Source organism: Bradyrhizobium sp. AUGA SZCCT0160 (genome assembly GCF_018130105.1).
GTDB lineage: Bacteria > Pseudomonadota > Alphaproteobacteria > Rhizobiales > Xanthobacteraceae > Bradyrhizobium.
The window spans coordinates 486885-504875 of sequence record NZ_JAFCMD010000001.1; the positions used below are offsets into that span (position 1 = coordinate 486885).

13 protein-coding genes are annotated in these 17991 nt (G+C 64.0%); 12 read left to right on the plus strand and 1 reads right to left on the minus strand.

Features of this window, described 5'->3' with window-relative positions:
* Positions 1–5: 5 nt before the first annotated feature.
* Positions 6–872 carry a tonB-system energizer ExbB gene (exbB, locus tag JQ558_RS02350; protein ID WP_249142282.1) on the minus strand — a complete coding sequence of 289 codons (867 nt, stop codon included), beginning with the start codon at positions 870–872 and terminating at the stop codon, positions 6–8.
* 463 nt (positions 873–1335) lie between these two features.
* On the opposite strand from exbB, the gene ccmI reads away from it, so the two are divergent.
* From ccmI to JQ558_RS02410, 12 genes are all read left to right on the plus strand, one after another.
* Positions 1336–2439, plus strand: coding sequence for a c-type cytochrome biogenesis protein CcmI (ccmI, locus tag JQ558_RS02355; protein WP_212205479.1), 1104 nt, complete (start codon positions 1336–1338; stop codon positions 2437–2439).
* Between the two features lie 34 nt (positions 2440–2473).
* Positions 2474–2959 (plus strand): cytochrome c maturation protein CcmE, encoded by a 486-nt coding sequence (ccmE, locus tag JQ558_RS02360; RefSeq protein ID WP_192734309.1) that lies wholly within the window; start codon positions 2474–2476, stop codon positions 2957–2959.
* Complete coding sequence (locus JQ558_RS02365; RefSeq protein ID WP_212292724.1) at positions 2956–4938, plus strand: heme lyase CcmF/NrfE family subunit; 1983 nt, start codon at positions 2956–2958, stop codon at positions 4936–4938. The genes ccmE and JQ558_RS02365 overlap by 4 nt, the downstream gene beginning before the upstream one ends.
* A gap of 4 nt (positions 4939–4942) precedes the next feature.
* Positions 4943–5443, plus strand: a complete 501-nt coding sequence (locus tag JQ558_RS02370; protein WP_212205490.1) for a cytochrome c-type biogenesis protein — start codon at positions 4943–4945, stop codon at positions 5441–5443.
* A 287-nt stretch (positions 5444–5730) separates the two neighbouring features.
* On the plus strand, positions 5731–6747 hold the full coding sequence (locus JQ558_RS02375) for a PAS domain-containing protein (protein WP_249119023.1): 1017 nt from the start codon (positions 5731–5733) through the stop codon (positions 6745–6747).
* Between the two features lie 417 nt (positions 6748–7164).
* Positions 7165–9273, plus strand: coding sequence for a methyl-accepting chemotaxis protein (locus JQ558_RS02380; RefSeq protein WP_212292725.1), 2109 nt, complete (start codon positions 7165–7167; stop codon positions 9271–9273).
* Positions 9273–9677: a hypothetical protein gene (locus JQ558_RS02385; RefSeq protein WP_212205502.1), complete on the plus strand. Its 405-nt coding sequence runs from the start codon at positions 9273–9275 to the stop codon at positions 9675–9677. Before JQ558_RS02380 ends, JQ558_RS02385 begins: the two co-directional genes overlap by 1 nt.
* Positions 9678–9871: 194 nt before the next feature.
* Positions 9872–10393 (plus strand): DUF1993 family protein, encoded by a 522-nt coding sequence (locus tag JQ558_RS02390; protein ID WP_212205504.1) that lies wholly within the window; start codon positions 9872–9874, stop codon positions 10391–10393.
* Between the two features lie 308 nt (positions 10394–10701).
* Positions 10702–12306, plus strand: a complete 1605-nt coding sequence (locus JQ558_RS02395; protein ID WP_212292726.1) for a Do family serine endopeptidase — start codon at positions 10702–10704, stop codon at positions 12304–12306.
* A 291-nt stretch (positions 12307–12597) separates the two neighbouring features.
* Positions 12598–13278: a response regulator transcription factor gene (locus tag JQ558_RS02400; protein ID WP_074280906.1), complete on the plus strand. Its 681-nt coding sequence runs from the start codon at positions 12598–12600 to the stop codon at positions 13276–13278.
* Positions 13262–14728 (plus strand): HAMP domain-containing sensor histidine kinase, encoded by a 1467-nt coding sequence (locus JQ558_RS02405; protein WP_212292727.1) that lies wholly within the window; start codon positions 13262–13264, stop codon positions 14726–14728. The genes JQ558_RS02400 and JQ558_RS02405 overlap by 17 nt, the downstream gene beginning before the upstream one ends.
* Complete coding sequence (locus JQ558_RS02410; protein ID WP_212292728.1) at positions 14725–17688, plus strand: bifunctional [glutamine synthetase] adenylyltransferase/[glutamine synthetase]-adenylyl-L-tyrosine phosphorylase; 2964 nt, start codon at positions 14725–14727, stop codon at positions 17686–17688. Before JQ558_RS02405 ends, JQ558_RS02410 begins: the two co-directional genes overlap by 4 nt.
* Positions 17689–17991 lie beyond the last annotated feature (303 nt).

Consider the following 17991-nt stretch of genomic DNA (forward strand, 5'->3'; position numbering starts at 1 on the left):
CGCCGCTACTCCGCCGCTGCGAGATGCCGCCGGACGAGTATGGCGCCGCCGTCGAGGTCACGGCCAACGAGGCGAGTGATCTCCGATGATCCGTCCCCGAGCAGCGCGCGATACGAGCTGATCTGGCGCGCGAACAGATTGTAGATCATCACGGCGGGTATCGCCGCGACCAGCCCGAGCGCCGTCGCCAGCAGCGCCTCGGCGATCCCCGGCGCGACCACCGCGAGGTTGGTGGTTTGCGACTTCGAGATTCCGATAAAGCTGTTCATGATTCCCCACACCGTTCCGAACAGTCCGACAAAGGGACCGGTCGATCCGATGGTTGCCAGCACGCCGGTGCCGAACCCGATGCGCCGGCTTGCCGCCGCCTCGATCTGCTGAAGCCGGGACGCAACTCTGGTCTTGATCCCTTCCTTGTCCATTCGATCGGTGCTCAGTTTCAGTTCCGCCATCGCGCCCTCGAGCAATTGGGCAACCGCACCCTCGGGCACGTGCCGCACGGCGTCTTCAACGTTCCTGGCGCTCGCGAGTTCGCGCAAGGCGTTCTTCGCGTTACGGCGCGCCTTGATCAGTTCGATCGTCTTCGACAGCCATACCGTCCAGGTCACCAGGGTCGCAAAAACCAGGCCGATCATCACGGCTTTGACGACGATGTCGGCCTGCATGAACATGCCCCAGGGGCTGAGATCCCGCGGCAGCAGCGCGGCCGCGATCGCGGTTCTGTCCACTCCATCCTGTGCGGAGGCCGGAAGCGACAGGAACAAGAACGGCAGCGCAAGCAACGCGGCGCCGCGGCGAACCTTCGGGCCATCCAGAATTCCAACAAGGCCAAAGGGAAGGGCGTCGCGTCGAAGAGCTTTCCAGGATGGCATCGGTTTTGCCTCTAAGGGGCTGGGAATTAACGTATTCACCCCATTGTGTAGCATCGCCTACGTATTGGTGCAAATGCTATAGCTTGCTGACGCAGCCTGCGGCGGCTGCGGAACGTTTTGACGGACCTGCCAGATTTTTCGTTCGCCAGGATCAAAAGGCAGGCACCTGCGTGGCCGAGTGTATTCAATCTATGATTGAAATAATGCGACGAATCCGGCGCTCGGGGTGGGTGGCGTGACTCACGCGTCGCTCTTCGGATTTTGCAGGAGCTGCGCGAAGTTTCTCGCTGGTTCGTGCGTCGCGCCGGCTGACCCGGCGGCGCCCACGCGATCGAGGCTGCGATCGGTCCGGTTTCCCCGGTTTTTCTGCCGCAATTGTCAATTGCCGGGCTTGCCGCCGGTGGTGTAAAGCGGCGCATCGGTGCCTGCTTCGTGGGCGCCGTTTTCGCCCGGGAACCGCTTGATGACGCTGTGGTTTGTGTTCGCGCTGATGACGGTCGCGGCGATCTTTGCCGTGCTCTGGCCGTTGAGCCGCGGTTCGGCGGCGCCTGCTGGTGGCAGCGAGGCTGCCGTCTACAGGGACCAGCTTGCCGAGATCGATCGCGATGTCGCCGCCGGCCTGATTGGGCCCTCGGAAGCCGAAGCCGCGCGCGTCGAGATCAGCCGCCGCCTGCTGGCGGCCGCGGATGGCAGGGATGACCTGCCGGCACAGGCGAACCTCAGACTACGCCGGTCCTCGACCGTTCTGGCGCTGGTGGGGCTGCCGGTCGCGGCGGTCGCGTTCTACCTTTCGTTGGGATCGCCGCAGCTCGGCGATTTCCCGCTCGCCAGCCGCAGCCGCGCCCCCGACGCCAACCAGCCGATCGACAATCTGATCGCGCAGGTCGAGGCTCATCTGGAAAAAAATCCGACCGACGGCCGCGGCTGGAGCGTGCTGGCCCCGGCATTGGTGCGGCTCGGCCGCTACGACGATGCGATCCGCGCGCTGCGCAATTCGATCACCTACAATGGCGACAGCGCCGAGCGCCGGTCCGATCTCGGCGAAGCCCTGACCGGTTCGGCGGGCGGCGTCGTGACCTCGCAGGCCAAGGCGGAATTCGAACGCGCGGCGGCGCTGAACGCCGACGAGCCCAAAGCCGGCTATTTCCTCGGGCTTGCCGCCGAGCAGGATGGCCGTCGTACCGACGCCGCCGCGATCTGGCGCGCGATGCTGGCCAAGGCGCCGGCCGATGCGCCGTGGCGACCGCTGGTTCAGGCCGCACTGGTGCGGGTCGGCGGTCCGGCTGCTCCGACGCTGTCGAATGAAGCGATGGCGGCGGCCAAGGACATGAACGAGGCCGACCGCGGCGCGATGATCCGCGGCATGGTCGACCGCCTCGCCACCAGGCTGAAAGAGAACGGCGACGATGTCGAGGGGTGGTTGCGGCTGGTGCGGGCCTATATGGTGATGGGCGAGCGCGACAAGGCGGTGAGCGCGCTGGGCGATGCACGTCAGGCGGTTGCCAACGATGCCGAACGCTTGCGCCAGCTCAATGAAGGCCTGAAGACTCTCGGGCTTGACGGATGATGGAACCCATCATGCAGGGAACCAAAGGATTATCATGACGCGCAAGCAGCGGCGTTTGACCATGATCGGCGGTTCGCTCGCGGTGCTCGCGGTGGCGGCGGCGCTGGTGCTGAACGCGATGCGCGATTCCATCGTGTTCTTTTCCACCCCTTCGATGGCGGCCGAGAAACAGATTCCGGCCGGCAAGCGCTTCCGCCTCGGCGGCCTGGTGCAGCCGGGATCGCTGGTGCGCGGCGACAATCTGGCGGTGAATTTCAGCGTCGCCGACGGCAGTGCCGTGCTGCCGGTTGCTTATAAGGGAATCCTGCCCGACCTGTTCCGTGAAGGGCAGGGCGTCGTCGCCGAGGGCGCGATCGACGCATCGGGCGTGTTCAGGGCCGACACCGTGCTCGCCAAGCATGACGAGACCTACATGCCCAAGGATGTCGCCGACGCGCTGAAGAAGCAGGGGCACTGGAAGGACGATTATGGCGCCAAGCCGAGCGCTTCGGCGGCGCCGACGCAGGGGGCGCCTAAGTGATCGCGGAAGCCGGACATTACGCGCTGGTGCTGGCGCTGGCGCTGTCGCTGATCCAGTCGACGGTGCCGGTCGCCGGCGCGCGCTGGGGCGATGTCGCCTTGATGAACGTCGCGCGCTCCACGGCGCTGGCGCAGTTGCTGTTCGTGGCGGTGTCGTTCACGGCGCTGGTGATGCTCCATGTCTCATCGGATTTCTCCGTCGCCAACGTGTTCGAGAATTCGCACTCGACCAAACCGCTGCTCTACAAGATCACCGGCGTCTGGGGCAATCACGAAGGCTCGATGCTGCTGTGGGTGGCGATCCTGGCGCTGTTCGGCGGTCTCGTCGCGGCGTTCGGCAACAATCTTCCGCTGTCGCTGCGCGCCCATGTGCTGGCGGTGCAGGGCTGGGTCGCGGCCGCGTTCTATCTGTTCATCCTGATGACCTCGAACCCGTTCCTGCGCATCGCCACGCCGCCGATCGAGGGCCGCGATCTCAATCCGGTGCTGCAGGACATCGGCCTCGCCGTGCATCCGCCGATGCTCTATCTCGGCTATGTCGGCTTCTCGATTTCGTTCTCGTTTGCGGTCGCGGCCCTGATGGAGGGGCGGATCGATGCGGCCTGGGCGCGCTGGGTGCGGCCCTGGACGCTGGTGGCGTGGATATTCCTGACGCTCGGCATCGCGATGGGCTCGTACTGGGCCTATTACGAACTCGGCTGGGGCGGCTGGTGGTTCTGGGATCCGGTCGAGAATGCCTCGCTGATGCCGTGGCTCGCCGGCACCGCGCTGCTGCATTCCGCTGTCGTGATGGAGAAGCGCAACGCGCTGAAGGTCTGGACCATACTTCTGTCGATCCTGACCTTCTCGCTGTCGCTGCTCGGCACCTTCCTGGTGCGATCGGGCGTGCTGACGTCGGTGCATGCGTTCGCGACCGATCCGACGCGCGGCGTTTTCATCCTGCTGATCCTCTGTTTTTTCATCGGCGGCAGCCTGACGCTGTATGCCTGGCGCGCATCGACGCTGAAGCAGGGCGGGTTGTTCGCGCCGATCTCGCGCGAAGGCGCGCTGGTGCTCAACAATCTGTTCCTGACCACGGCTTGCGCGACGGTGTTCGTCGGAACACTGTATCCGCTGGCGCTGGAGGTTCTGACCGGCGACAAGATTTCGGTCGGCGCGCCGTTCTTCAATCTGACCTTCGGGCCGCTGTTCGTGCCGCTGATGATGGCGATGTCGTTCGGGCCGCTGCTGGCGTGGAAGCGCGGCGACCTGCTCGGCGCGGCGCAGCGCCTGACGGCGGCGGGCATCGCCGCGCTGGTCGCGATTGCGGTGGCCTATGCGTGGACTTACGGCGGCAGCACCTTTGCACCGCTCGCGATCGGGCTTGCGATCTTCGTCATCGCCGGTGCGATGTGCGATCTCGCCGAGCGCACGGCCTTGTTTCGCGCCCGCTTTGCGACCGCGATGCAACGCGCGCGCGGCCTGCCACGGGCGACCTGGGGCACCGCGTTCGCGCATGCCGGCGTCGGCGTGGCCCTGATCGGGATCGTCTGCGAGACCACCTGGAACAGCGAATATATCGGCACCTTGAAGCCGAACGCAGTCGCCCGGGTTGCCGGTTACGAATTGAAGCTCGACGGCGTCACGCAGCGGCAGGGACCGAATTATCGCGAGATGATCGCGCAGTTCACCATCAGCCTCGACGGCGAGAAGCTCAGTGTGATGTCGCCATCGAAGCGCAATTTCACGACGCGGGGATCGTCGACAACGGAGGCCGCGCTGCTGACGCGCGGCGCCAGCCAGCTCTACATCTCGCTCGGCGAGAGCACGAACGAAGGCGCGGTCGCGGTGCGCATTTATCACAAGCCGCTGGTGCTCTTGATCTGGTGGGGCCCTGTGCTGATGGCGTTTGGCGGCCTGCTGTCGCTGTCGGATCGGCGCTTGCGCGTCGGCGCGCCCAAGCCCGCGAAGGCTTCGCGAGCGTTGCAGGCCGCGGAGTGATCCATTGAAAGCGCTCCTGGTCTGCACATTTGCCGCGTTTCTCTTGATCGGATGCCCGGCGGCCTACGCGGTGCAGCCCGACGAGATCATGGCGGACCCGGGCAAGGAAGCCCGCGCGCGCGACCTGTCGCGCGAGCTGCGCTGCATGGTATGTCAGAATCAGTCGATCGACGATTCCGAAGCGCCGCTGGCGCGTGACCTGCGGCTGCTGGTACGCGAGCGGATTGCGGCCGGCGACAGCAATTCGCAGGTGATCGATTTCCTGGTAGCGCGCTACGGCGAATTCGTGCTGCTGCGGCCGCGGTTCAACCCGCATACGCTGGTGCTGTGGCTGTTGCCGCCGCTGGCGCTCGGGGGTGGCGGACTGGCGCTATGGATCTACAGCCGGCGCCGTTCGAGATTCCCGGGCAGGGAAGATCAAGGCTTGCTCAAGCTGACGGCCGAGGAAGAGGCCCGCCTGGAGCGGCTGATCGCTGCGAACTCCTCACCGGACAAGCCGATTTAATTGCGGCGAGAGGTGCCTCTGCTGGTCTCGAGCCCGAACGCAGCGGACCTCGGCAACCATTCCCGGGTGTCCTCTGTCCGATAGCCGACACATCACACCAACATTTTCGTGGTGACCGGCCTGCGCGCCCGATGGGTGAGGCGGGAGGTCGCACTTCGACTGCAAAGAAGTCCGACTGGTAAAATTGCAATCCGACCATGTTCAATTAGTGGTAGAAATACCGTGTCGAGGTTCGAATGATTGTGCTATCCTGATACCTGTTAGAATAGTTGCAGAGGAATTTAAGATTGAGCCAGTTCGAGGGCGACCTCGGGGCGACTGACACTTTTCGGTTTCTTGAAGAGAAGCTTGGTGCGGGGATCTGGCGCTATGACGTTTTAACGAGGCAGATGCTTTGGTCGCGCGGCTTCCATGAATTGCTGGGACTGAATCCCGGCGTGATTAGTCCGTCGCTTGAGGAATTCAATCAGAGAATTCACCCCGACGATCGCTCCTTGAGGCGTGACGTCGGCGACATGCTGCTCGACGGTCTGCCGCTCGATCGCGACCTTCGTATCATCAGGCCGAATGGCCGGCTGCGCTGGGTTCACGACCAGGCCGAGATGTTGCTCAACGAGGCCGGTGAGCCCGCCAGGATAATCGGCGTTACGCTCGACATTACCAAGCACTACGAAACGTTGCAGCCACTCCGGGCCGGCATCGAACGCCACGATGCGTTGATCAAGGCGATAGAAGGTCTGGTGTGGACCGCGAGTTCCGACGGCCGCATCACCTCGCTGCCGAACTGGAAAGCAGCGGGGCAAGACGGGCCGCGGCTGGTTCACGGGAATGGCTGGGTCGACCTGTTGCATGAAGAAGAGCGCGATGCCGCGCTGAAAAGCTGGTCGGTCGCGGTCGAGACCGGGCGGCCTTACAAGGTTGAGCATCGTTTGCTGCAACCCGGCGGTTCTTACCGGTGGTTCAGATGCAGCGCTGTGCCGATCCTGAACCCGGAGGGCGGCATTCAGGAGTGGATGGGCGTGTCCACCGATGTGCATGACCAGAAAGTGTTGGGTCTCACCGCCCCGCCGTCCCGACTCACCGGCGCTCAAATGCGCGCAGCGAGGGGAATTCTGAACTGGTCTGTGAGGCGGCTTGCCGAGCAGGCGGGCGTGTCGCCCGGCGTGGTGCGGCGGCTGGAAGAATATGACGGCGCTTTGCCGGTATCCGACGAATCGCTGGAAGTGTTCCGCAAAGCACTATCGGATGCGGGGGTGGAACTGCTGTTTCCGCAAGTCGGCAAGCCCGGCGTCCGGCCGCGATAATTGCAGAAGGTCCGCATGTGCACGTTCGCATTGCGGCGCGCGCCGCCTGGCGCGCGGACGTTCGGAACCGCTGTTCCGATCCTGGGTTCGAGTGTTCAAGTTCGTCGCCGCATTGCGACGCCTTCTTCCTATATAGCCAGGGTGGAAAAAATTTGTAGTTGCATGGCGTAAATCACTCGCCAAACTGCAATTTTTGCATTTTGTTTCGCAGCGCGTGCGCATTTTTTGTGACGCGCCCACCGCATTGGTGAAATTTTGCTTAACGGCATTCCAATTATTTTCGTTAACGATACGCCTTGCGCTTCGATGCACCCGGGAAAGGACATGCAGAGGACGACGGAATTCGTCGCGAACGGGCAAGTCTGGTTTCAAACCGCACGGCGTCGGATTTGAGCATAAATTTGGAGATATCCATTAATGCCATTCATTTCAGGACTTCGCATCCGCGGTCGCCTTATCGCTGGCTTTGCAGCCGTTTGCGCGATCATCGCCACGGCTGTCGGATACACGGTATTTGCCGTCGGCGGGGTCTCCACGATCGTCGATCGCATGGTGAACCTGCGCACCCCGGTGGCACTCGAAAGCACCGAGATGGTCGGCAATCTTTATTCCACACTGGCGACGTTGCGCGGCTACCTGTTGACGGGCAACCCGCAGGGCAAGCTCGATCGCATGGCGATGTGGAAGGAACTGGACAGCACCGTCGCCGCCTTCGACAACAAGGCTGTGCATTTCACCAACCCCGAGAACCAGCGCAAATGGTCCGAGGCCAAGGCATTGCTCGCGGAGTTTCGCGCGGCCCAGGACAAGGCCGAAGCGATCGCCTTCACCACCGACGCGCTGCCGGCGACCAAGGTCCTGCTGACCGAAGCGGGTCCTCGTGCCGAGACCATATTCTCGGAGATCACCAGGATGATCAACGAGGAGGACACCCTGGAGGCGACGCCCGAACGGAAGAAATTGCTCAAGGCGATGGCCGATACGCGCGGCAATTTCGCGGCCGCCACGGCCCAGCTTCGCACCTATCTGTTGTCGGGCGACAAAAGTGACAAGGAGAAATTCGTCAAGCCTTGGGAACTGTTCGAAAAGGGCTTTGCCGCCGTCAGTGCCCAGAAAGGCCTCTTGAGCGCCGGTCAGCTGGCTTCGTTCAACAAGATCAGCAAGGCGCGAGCGGAATTTGCACCGCTTTACGAGAAGATCTTCGGGATCCGGGAGTCCGCGCATTGGAACGTGCCCGTCGCAATTCTCGTCACGGAGGCGGCGCCTCGCGCGCTCAAGATTCTCGATTTGCTTGACGGACCCAAGGGGGCTGACGGTACCCGCTCAGGCGGCATCAAGACCAACCAGAAGAAGATGCTCGCCGAAGAGGCGTCCGCGGTACAGGCGAGCATAGCGTTCCTGACGGCGACGCTGTGGGGGCTGCTTGCAGTGGGCCTCGCGGCCGGCGCGATCATTGCGCTTTTCACGGCGCGCTCGATCGCCACGCCGATCCAGGTGATCACGGGAACGATGGGAAAGCTCGCAACCGGCGACACATCGGTGAGCGTGGCGGGGGTCGAACGCACCGACGAGATTGGCCAAATGGCGGGCGCGGTGCAGGTCTTCAAGGACAACATGATCGAGGCCGACCGGCTGCGCTCCGAGCAGGCGGACGCGGAGAGGCGAGCCGTCGAGCAGCGCAAGGCCGACATGTACAAGCTCGCCGACCAGTTCGAGAACGCAGTCGGCGAGATCATCGAGACGGTGTCGTCGTCGTCGACCGAACTGGAAGCTGCGGCCAATACGCTGACCAGGACCGCGGAGCATACCCAGGAGCTTTCGACCATGGTTGCGGCTGCTTCGGAGGAAGCATCGGCGAACGTTCAATCGGTGGCGTCCGCCAGCGAGGAGATGGCCTCGTCGGTCAACGAGATCAGCCGCCAGGTGCAGGAAGCCGCCAGGATTGCCGGCGACGCCGTCGAACAGGCCCAAACGACCAACGATCGCGTCCATGCGCTGTCCCAGGCCGCTACCCGGATCGGCGATGTCGTCGAACTGATCAATACCATTGCCGGACAGACCAATTTGCTGGCTCTGAACGCCACCATCGAAGCGGCGCGGGCCGGCGAGGCGGGACGCGGCTTTGCGGTGGTCGCATCCGAGGTCAAGGCGCTCGCCGAGCAAACGGCGAAAGCGACCGGCGAGATCAGTCACCAGATTGCCGGCATTCAGACGGCGACACAGGACTCGGTGGCGGCGATCCAGGAGATCAGCGGAACGATTGGCCGGATCTCGGAGATCTCGGCGACCATTGCGTCCGCTGTCGAAGAGCAGGGCGCGGCGACCCAGGAGATCTCCCGCAACGTTCAGCAGGCAGCGCAGGGCACCACGCAGGTGGCTTCGAACGTGACCGACGTGCAACGCGGCGCCAACGAAACCGGGTCTGCCTCGTCGCAGGTGCTTGCGTCGGCGCAATCGCTTTCCCTCGAAAGCAACCGCCTCAGGCTCGAGGTAGGTAATTTCCTCAGCACGGTGCGGGCGGCGTGATGACCCGTTCGACCCCGAGGGCGGACAATCAGAATATTGTCCGCTTGGAAATGAAGGCAAGGGTGGTGCCATCTGCAACTCAACCGTTGGATAACTCAGCCAACATTGCTGAGACATCTGCCGATGCCAATGGGGCCGACGCCGACCCTTTCAAGGAAGCAAAAGCTGAAATTGCCCGGACCGAGCGTACGTGCGAAACGCTGCGTCAGGGCATCGATACAATGCAGCGAGGACTGGAGACACTTGCGGGCGTCGTTGGAGGCCTCAAGGATTGCGAGGCGCGTGAGAGGCTTCAGCATCAGTTGGACTTGATGAACAAGTTGCTGTTGCTGCGACTGGACCAGCTCAGCAGCGTAGATCGTTTGCTGCAGGTCGCACTTGATCGCGCCCGCCGTCCAGGATAGCGCGGGAAGCCTCAGTCCCGTCTCGATGACATGGGTATCGACGGCACACGCTGACGTCCGATAAAGACGCCTGCCGGAGCGCCTGATTGCGGCGGAAACCTCGCCGGAAAGCCGGCCTTGGGCATCCTCGATTGCAAGCGGAGCAGTTTCCGCTAAAACCTCTGGGTAACAAAAAACGCCCCGGGGAAACCGACATGGTTCTTTCGCTCTACGACGCCAGCGTGGCGAACTATCTGCAAACCCTCGGCGCGGTCAGCGGCTTCCTCGACCGCGCGCTGAGCCATTTTGAAGAGAACAACATCGATCCGGAAGCGATCGTCGAGACGCGGCTGGCGGCGGACATGCTGCCGTTCCGCTTCCAGATCATTTCCGTGGTCCAGCATTCCCGCGGCGCCATCGAGGGCGTGCAGCAGGGCCTCTTCAATCCGCCGTCGTTCAAAACCCCGTTCAACTTCGCCGGCTTGCAGGCGCATGTGACGCAGGCCCGCGACGCCTTGTCGGCGCTGACGCCGGAAGCGGTCAATGCGCTCGCTGGCCGCGACGTCATCTTCGCGCTCGGCGATCGCAAATTGCCGTTCACGGCCGAAGGCTTCCTGATGTCGTTCTCGTTGCCGAACTTCTATTTCCACGCCACCACGGCTTACGACATCCTGCGCACCAACGGCGTTCCGCTCGGCAAACGCGATTTCATGGGCCGCTTGAAGCTGAAGACCTGAGGGCCCAGCAGGAGCGAGAAACGCATTCATTTGTGCGGTGCGCAGGTAGCGATTTACTTAGAGTTCCGAGATGCGGAACGGGGTCCGGTTTTTTCCGGACCGGGCAGGGGCTGTCACCTTCCAAAAACGCCACATTCCGCCCCGCTAAGCCCTTGGATTGCCTGCGCTAAACTGCCGCAGCCATAACCGCCTCCATTACAAAAGTTTAATTCCCTCGCCAGCGCGCGGTAAGGCGCCAGACCCCATCTTCCGTCCTGTCAGGTGCTCGCCCCCGCACCGTCGAATTCTGGATCTGGAGATTTCTGAAAATGACTGAACGTCCCGTCGATCTTTCCTCGCTTCCGTCCTACGGCGCTCCGCGCCGCTCCCTGTTCTCGGCGCGCAAATTCGCGCTGATGGCGTCTGTCGTCGCCGGTCTCGGCGCCGCGGTTTATGGTTTCAGCCCTTCGTCGGGCCCGGTCGATGTGTTCACCAGCGCGGCGCACGCGCAGGTGAACAATGAAGTCCGCAAGGTTGAGCGGCCGATCGGCTTTGCCGACATCGTCGAGCGCGTGAAGCCGTCGGTGATTTCGGTCAAGATCAACATCGCCGAGAAGGTTGCCAGCAAGGACAAGGACGACAGCGCCAACCGGGACGACGACACGCCGTTCCAGCCGGGCTCGCCGATGGAGCGCTTCTTCCGCCGCTTCGGTGGACCGGATGGTTTGCCGCCCGGCCTGCGTGGTAACCCGCGTGGCGGCCGTGGCCCGGTGACCGGCCAGGGCTCCGGCTTCTTCATCTCGCCTGACGGTTATGCCGTGACCAACAATCACGTCGTCGACGGCGCCGACAAGGTCGAAGTCACGATGGACGACGGCAAGAGCTACACCGCCAAGGTGATCGGCACCGATCCGCGCACCGACCTCGCGCTGATCAAGGTCGCCGGCCGCACCGACTTCCCGTTCGCTAAACTGTCCGACTCCAAGCCGCGGATCGGCGATTGGGTGCTCGCGGTCGGTAATCCGTTCGGCCTCGGCGGCACCGTGACCGCCGGCATCGTCTCGGCTTCCGGCCGCGACATCGGCAACGGTCCGTATGACGATTTCATCCAGATCGACGCGCCCGTGAACAAGGGCAACTCGGGTGGACCGGCATTCGATACCGCCGGCGAGGTAATGGGCGTCAACACCGCGATCTATTCGCCGTCCGGCGGCAGCGTCGGCATCGCGTTCTCGATTCCCGCCTCCACGGTAAAAAGCGTGGTCGCCCAGCTCAAGGACAAGGGCTCCGTCGCGCGCGGCTGGATCGGCGTCCAGATCCAGCCGGTGACCGCTGATATCGCCGACAGCCTCGGCCTGAAAAAGGCGGAAGGCGCGCTGGTGGCGGAACCGCAGGCCAACGGTCCGGCGGCCAAGGCCGGCATCGAATCCGGCGACGTCATCACCGCGGTCAACGGCGAGACGGTCAAGGATGCGCGCGAACTCGCCCGCACCATCGGCGGATTGGCGCCGGGTGCCGCGGTTAAGCTCAACGTGCTGCATAAGGGCCAGGACAAGGTCGTCAACCTCACGCTCGGCCAGTTGCCGAACACCGTTGAGGCTAAGGCCAGCATCGACGATGGCGACAAGGCCAAGCCGAACAACGGAACTGACGTGCCGAAGCTCGGCATGACGGTTGCCCCCGCCAACAGCGTGGCGGGCGCCGGCAAGGAAGGCGTCGTGGTCACCGAGGTCGACCCGAAGAGTGCGGCGGCCGAGCGCGGCTTCAAGGAAGGCGATGTGATCCTCGAAGTGGCCGGCAAGAGCGTCGCTACCGCTGGCGAAGTGCGTGATGCGATCAACGCCGCGCGCACCGACAACAAGAGCAGCGTTCTCATGCGGGTGAAGAGCGGCGGTTCGTCGCGGTTCGTGGCAGTGCCCGTAGCGAAGGGTTAAATACGAGATGGAGGGTTTCGCCGGCAACAGTCGCCCCCGCCGACGGCTCCTTCCGGGGAGCGGGTGCAAAACTCGCTCCCTCCAGCTACCTTTCGATGGAATACGCCCCCCTCTGTCGGAAGGGAAAAGGGCGGCGGGGTCCCCCAGCCTCGCCGCCCGCTTTTTTGACTTTCAAACACAAATAATTGCGCGGGTTCCCCGTTGCCTTGCATCGGCATGCGCCACGCGCCATGGTGAGAAAAGGCCCACAACGTGAGCACAACCGCTTCTCAGACCGCAACCGCCTCCCAAATGCGCCTGTTGATCATCGAAGACGACCGCGAGTCCGCCGACTATCTGGTGAAGGCGTTCCGCGAAGTCGGTTATGTCGCCGATCTCGCCAGCGATGGCGAGGAAGGGCTGTCGCTCGCCGACAGCGGCGATTACGACGTGCTGGTGGTCGACCGCATGCTGCCGAAGCGCGACGGCCTGTCGTTGATCGGCAGCTTGCGCGAAAAGGGCAACCGCACGCCGGTCCTGATCCTCTCTGCGCTCGGCCAGGTCGATGACCGCATCAAGGGCCTGCGCGCCGGCGGCGACGATTATCTGCCAAAGCCCTATTCATTCGCCGAACTGCTGGCGCGTGTCGAAGTGCTGTCGCGCCGCCATGGCGGTCCAGCGGAAGAGACCACCTACAAGGTCGGCGATCTCGAACTCGACCGCCTGTCGCACCGCGTCGCCCGCGGCAAGGACGAGCTGACGCTGCAGCCGCGCGAGTTTCGCCTGCTCGAATATCTGATGAAGCATGCGGGGCAGGTGGTGACGCGCACCATGCTCCTGGAAAACGTCTGGGATTATCATTTCGATCCGCAGACCAACGTGATCGACGTGCATATCTCGCGGCTGCGCTCCAAGATCGACAAGGGTTTTGAGCGGCCCTTGCTGCATACGATCCGCGGCGCCGGATACATGATCCGTGACGGCATTCGGTAAACTGATCCGCACGACGGCGTTTCGCCTGACGCTGGTCTATCTGTTTCTGTTTGCGCTGTTTGCCGCCTCGTTGCTGGGTTACTTCGCCTGGAATACGCGGCGGATGATCAACGAGCAGATCACCGCGACCGTCAATGCCGAGATCGCCGAGATCGAGACCATCTACGAACGCCGCGGTCTGCAGGGCCTTGCCCTTACGCTCGGTCGCCGCACGCTGCGGCCCGGCGCCAACCTCTATCTCGTCACCACGCCGGCGGGAACGGCGTTCGGCGGCAATGTCGAATCGCTCTCTCCGGGCGTGATGGCTTCCTCAGGCTGGTCCGAGACGGCGTACCGAAGGCTCGACGAGCAGGACACCGCCCACCATCGCGCGCTGGTTCGCGTCACCCAACTCAACAACGGTTTTCGGCTGCTGGTCGGCCGCGATCTCGATGAGCGAAGGCGGCTGTTCGGCATCGTCGCCAAGGCCGCGCAATGGTCGCTGCTGGTCGTCATCGTGCTCGGCCTCGGCGGCGGCATCTTCGTGGCGCGGCGGGTGTTGCGCCGCATCGACGCCATGACCGGCACCACCCGGCGCATCATGGCCGGCGATCTTTCCGGCCGGCTGCCGGTCGGGCGCAGCGGCGACGAACTCGATCGTCTGGCGGAAAACCTCAACGCCATGCTGGAGCGGATCGAGGCCCTGATGATGGGCCTGAAGGAAGTCTCCGACAACATCGCCCATGACCTGAAGACGCCGCTGACGCGGCTTCGCAACCGCGCCGAGGAGGCGTTGGCGAGCTCCGGCAGCGAGGCCGAATACCGCGCCGCGCTGGAACGCACCATCGAGGAATCCGACGGCCTGATCCGCACCTTCAACGCGTTGTTGATGATCGCGCGCGCCGAGTCCGGGCAGGCGCGCGGCAACATGGACGATTTCGACGCCGCCGACGTCGCCAAAGGCATCCACGAACTCTATGAGCCCTTGGCCGAAGACGACGGCCTGACCCTGCGCGTCAAGGCGGCACCCTCAGCCCTGCACGGCAACCGCGAGCTGATCAGCCAGGCGCTGGCCAATCTGGTCGAGAACGCGATCAAATACGGCAAGCCGGATCCCACCGTGCAGCCGCTGGACGCCGCCGTGGCGGCACGTTCCAAAGAAATCCTGATCGAGGCGCGGCGCGAGGGCGATTCCGTGCTGCTCAGCGTCACCGATCATGGGCCCGGCATTCCCGAGGGCGACCGCAAGCATGCGGTGGAGCGCTTCGTGCGGTTGGAAGCCAGCCGGACGCTGCCCGGTTCCGGCCTCGGCCTCAGCCTGGCCTCGGCGGTGGCAACCCTGCATGGCGGCGAACTCCGGCTCGGCGATGCGCATCCGGGATTGGTCGCGACGCTGGCCATTCCGGCGCGCGCGGCCTCCGGTGACAGGCTTGCGGCTCAAACGCCGGATGTGCCACAGAAGGTGGCATGAACTCATCCGCGCCGGGCAACGCGGAAGGACAGGGCCTCGCCGCACGCTTCGTGGACGGGCCGCATGTCTCCGCTTCCAGCAATGCCGAACAGATCGTTTCAGCCTGGCTCTCCGAACTGGAGCCGGCGCAGTCGGCTGCGCTCGAGGCCGTGCTGACGCAGCCGTTCGCCCGGCGCATCCTGCTCGGGACTGCGGAATTCTCGCCCTATCTGTTCGACCTGATCCGCGCCGACGCCGCGCGGCTGATCCGCCTCTTGGCGTGCGACCCGGAGTCGCACCTTACCTCGCTGATCGCGAAGACCACCGACGACGTATTCAATGCGGCCAGCGAAGCCGACGTGATGCATCTGCTGCGCCGCATGAAGGCGGAAGCCGCACTGATGACCGCGCTGTGCGACATCGGCGGGGTCTGGCCGGTGATGCGGGTGACGGCTGCGCTGACCGATCTCGCGGTCGCTTCAGTGCAGGCGGCGTTGCGGTTCCTGCTCCGCCAGGAAGTCGTGCGCGGCCGGATGAATGCGGCCAACCCTGACAAGCCCGAGGAAGGCTGCGGCTTGATCGTGCTGGCGATGGGCAAGATGGGCGCGGGCGAGCTGAACTATTCCAGCGACATCGACCTGATCGTGTTCTTCGATCCGGCAGCGACCTCGCTCGTCGGCGACATCGAACCGGCGCCGTTCTTCGTGCGCGTCACGCAGGCGCTCGCACGAATTCTGCAGCAGCGCAGCGGCGACGGCTATGTGTTCCGCGTCGATCTGCGGCTGCGGCCCGATCCCGCCTCGACGCAGGTCGCGATGTCGACCGACGCGGCGCTGCATTATTACGAGCGGGAAGGGCGCACCTGGGAACGCGCCGCGATGATCAAGGCGCGGCCCTGCGCCGGCGATCCCAAGGCCGGCGAGGCGCTGATTGCCGAACTGGCCCCGTTTGTCTGGCGCAAGCATCTCGACTTCGCCGCGCTTGCCGACGTCCACGACATGAAACGGCAGATGCAGACCTATCGCGGCCAGAGCGAGATCTCGGTCGAGGGCCATAACGTCAAGGTCGGCCGCGGCGGCATCCGCGAGATCGAATTTTTCGCCCAGACCCAGCAATTGATTGCCGGTGGCCGGCATCCGCATTTGCGGGTGCGGCCCACCCTGCAGGCGTTGCAGGTGCTGGCGACCAGCAACTGGATCACGTTTCAGGCGCTGGAAGAACTTACCATCGCCTACGAATATCTGCGCCGCGTCGAACACCGCTTGCAGATGATATCCGACGAGCAGACCCATGCGCTGCCGGACGATCCCGATGCCGTGGCGCGTTTTGCAAACTTCTTCGGCTATGAAAGCCGCGCCGCCTTCGCGAAAGATCTGCTCGGGCACCTCAACATCGTGCAGGGGCACTACAGCAAGCTGTTCGAGGGCGACCCGACCGGCACCGTGAAACTGCCCGACGTCAATTACGGCGCGGGTCCAGAAGACAAGCGGCTGCTCGACCATCTCGGCTCGCTCGGTTTCAAGAAGCCGGTCATGGTCGCCGGCACGCTGCAGCAATGGATCGCGGGCGATTATCGCGGGCTGCGTAACGAGGCCACCAAGAGCGCGTTCATCGAATTCATCCCCGGCCTGATCGACGGCCTCGCGCACGCCGAAGACCCCGACGATGCCGTGACGGCGTTCGACCGCTTCCTGGGCGCGCTGCAGCGCGGCGGCCGGTTGATTTCGCTCTTGAGCCAGAATCGCGATCTCGTTGCACTGGTGGCGCTGATCCTCGGCGCGGCGCCCCGGCTCGGCGACATGCTGGCGCGCCAGCCGCAGATCATGGACGGGCTGATCGACCCGCGCTTCTTCGGCGCGATGCCGGACCAGAAGGAATTGTCCGCACGCCTCGCGACGACATTGAAGGACGCGGATTCCTACGAGGACTTTCTCGACCGTCTCAGGTTGTTCGGCCAGGAAAGCCTATTCCTGATCGGCACGCGCATTCTTTCAGGTACCGTATCGGCGCAGCAGGCCAGCGTCGCCTTTGCTGACGTGGCCGAAGGCATCGTGCACACCGTGCATGGCCTCGTCACCGACCAGTTCGCGACCCAATATGGCAGGATCAAAGGGCAGGAGACCGCGATCCTCGCGATGGGCCGGCTCGGCAGCCGCGAGATGACGGCGTCCTCCGATCTCGATCTGATCCTGCTCTATGATTTCGACGAGGAGCATCCGGATTCCGACGGCGAACGGTCGCTGCACGGCGCGCAGTATTTTGCGCGGCTGACCCAGCGCCTGATCTCGGCGTTCACGACGCGGACCAATTACGGCGTGCTCTATGACGTCGACATGCGGCTGCGCCCCTCGGGCCGCGCCGGCCCGGTGGCGTCGCGGATCGATTCATTCGCCGACTATCAGGAACGCGAAGCCTGGACCTGGGAGCACATGGCGCTGACACGCGCGAGGGTGATCTCGGCATCGCCCGCGTTCCGCAAGAAGATCGAGGACATCATCCGCGGCGTCTTGGTCCGGCCGCGCGATCCCGCCAGCACCGCCGGCGACGTCGCCGACATGCGCCGCGCGATCGCGCTGGAAAAGGGCGAGGACGACATCTGGGACCTGAAACTCGCCGCCGGCGGTCTCGTCGATATCGACTTCATCGCGCAATATCTGCAGCTGGCTTATGCGGCCGAGAAGCCCGAAATCCTCAGCGTCTCGACGCTGCAGGTGCTCGACAACGCCGCGCGCTCAGGCGTGCTGCCGCAAGCCGAAGCCGAAGTGCTGCGCTCCGCGACGCGGCTCTATCACGACCTGACCCAGATTTTGCGGCTCTGCGTGAACGGCAAGTTCAACCCGGAAACCGCAGGTGAAAACCTACAGCGCGTGATGGCGCGCGCCGGCGACACCCCGGATTTCTCGACGCTGCAGGCGAGGGTAAGGGAGACGGAGGCCGAGGTGAGGCGGGTGTTTCTGGCGTTGGTAGGTGGCGGTTTGTAGGGCGGATTAGCGTAGCGCAATCCGCCGCTTTTGCTGGTCGGCGGTTGCGCCTTCGGCTTAAATCCGCCCTGTACGGGCTGTAAAGATAAAGCGGACACAGAACCTTCACACGCGGCTAAGCGCTTGGAGGAGGCATGGCAAATTGGACTGCACGTATCATAGCAATCTTGCTGGCGGGCGTTTCTGGCGTTGCGAACGCACAGGCGAACTGCGAAGCGATGCCGCGCGGACCGGCGCGCACGGATTGTTACCTTAGCCTGAGTGAGTTCTACCGTAGACAATCGGATTTTGCCGCCGCCAAAG

What these genes read in the sequence shown, in the direction of transcription:
- JQ558_RS02390 (WP_212205504.1), top strand. Translation starts at nt 9,872, where the DNA reads ATGGTTCTTTCGCTCTACGACGCCAGCGTGGCGAACTATCTGCAAACC.
- JQ558_RS02380 (WP_212292725.1), top strand. Translation starts at nt 7,165, where the DNA reads ATGCCATTCATTTCAGGACTTCGCATCCGCGGTCGCCTTATCGCTGGC.
- JQ558_RS02385 (WP_212205502.1), top strand. Translation starts at nt 9,273, where the DNA reads ATGACCCGTTCGACCCCGAGGGCGGACAATCAGAATATTGTCCGCTTG.
- JQ558_RS02410 (WP_212292728.1), top strand. Translation starts at nt 14,725, where the DNA reads ATGAACTCATCCGCGCCGGGCAACGCGGAAGGACAGGGCCTCGCCGCA.
- JQ558_RS02395 (WP_212292726.1), top strand. Translation starts at nt 10,702, where the DNA reads ATGACTGAACGTCCCGTCGATCTTTCCTCGCTTCCGTCCTACGGCGCT.
- exbB (WP_249142282.1), bottom strand. Translation starts at nt 872, where the DNA reads ATGCCATCCTGGAAAGCTCTTCGACGCGACGCCCTTCCCTTTGGCCTT.
- ccmI (WP_212205479.1), top strand. Translation starts at nt 1,336, where the DNA reads ATGACGCTGTGGTTTGTGTTCGCGCTGATGACGGTCGCGGCGATCTTT.
- JQ558_RS02400 (WP_074280906.1), top strand. Translation starts at nt 12,598, where the DNA reads ATGCGCCTGTTGATCATCGAAGACGACCGCGAGTCCGCCGACTATCTG.
- ccmE (WP_192734309.1), top strand. Translation starts at nt 2,474, where the DNA reads ATGACGCGCAAGCAGCGGCGTTTGACCATGATCGGCGGTTCGCTCGCG.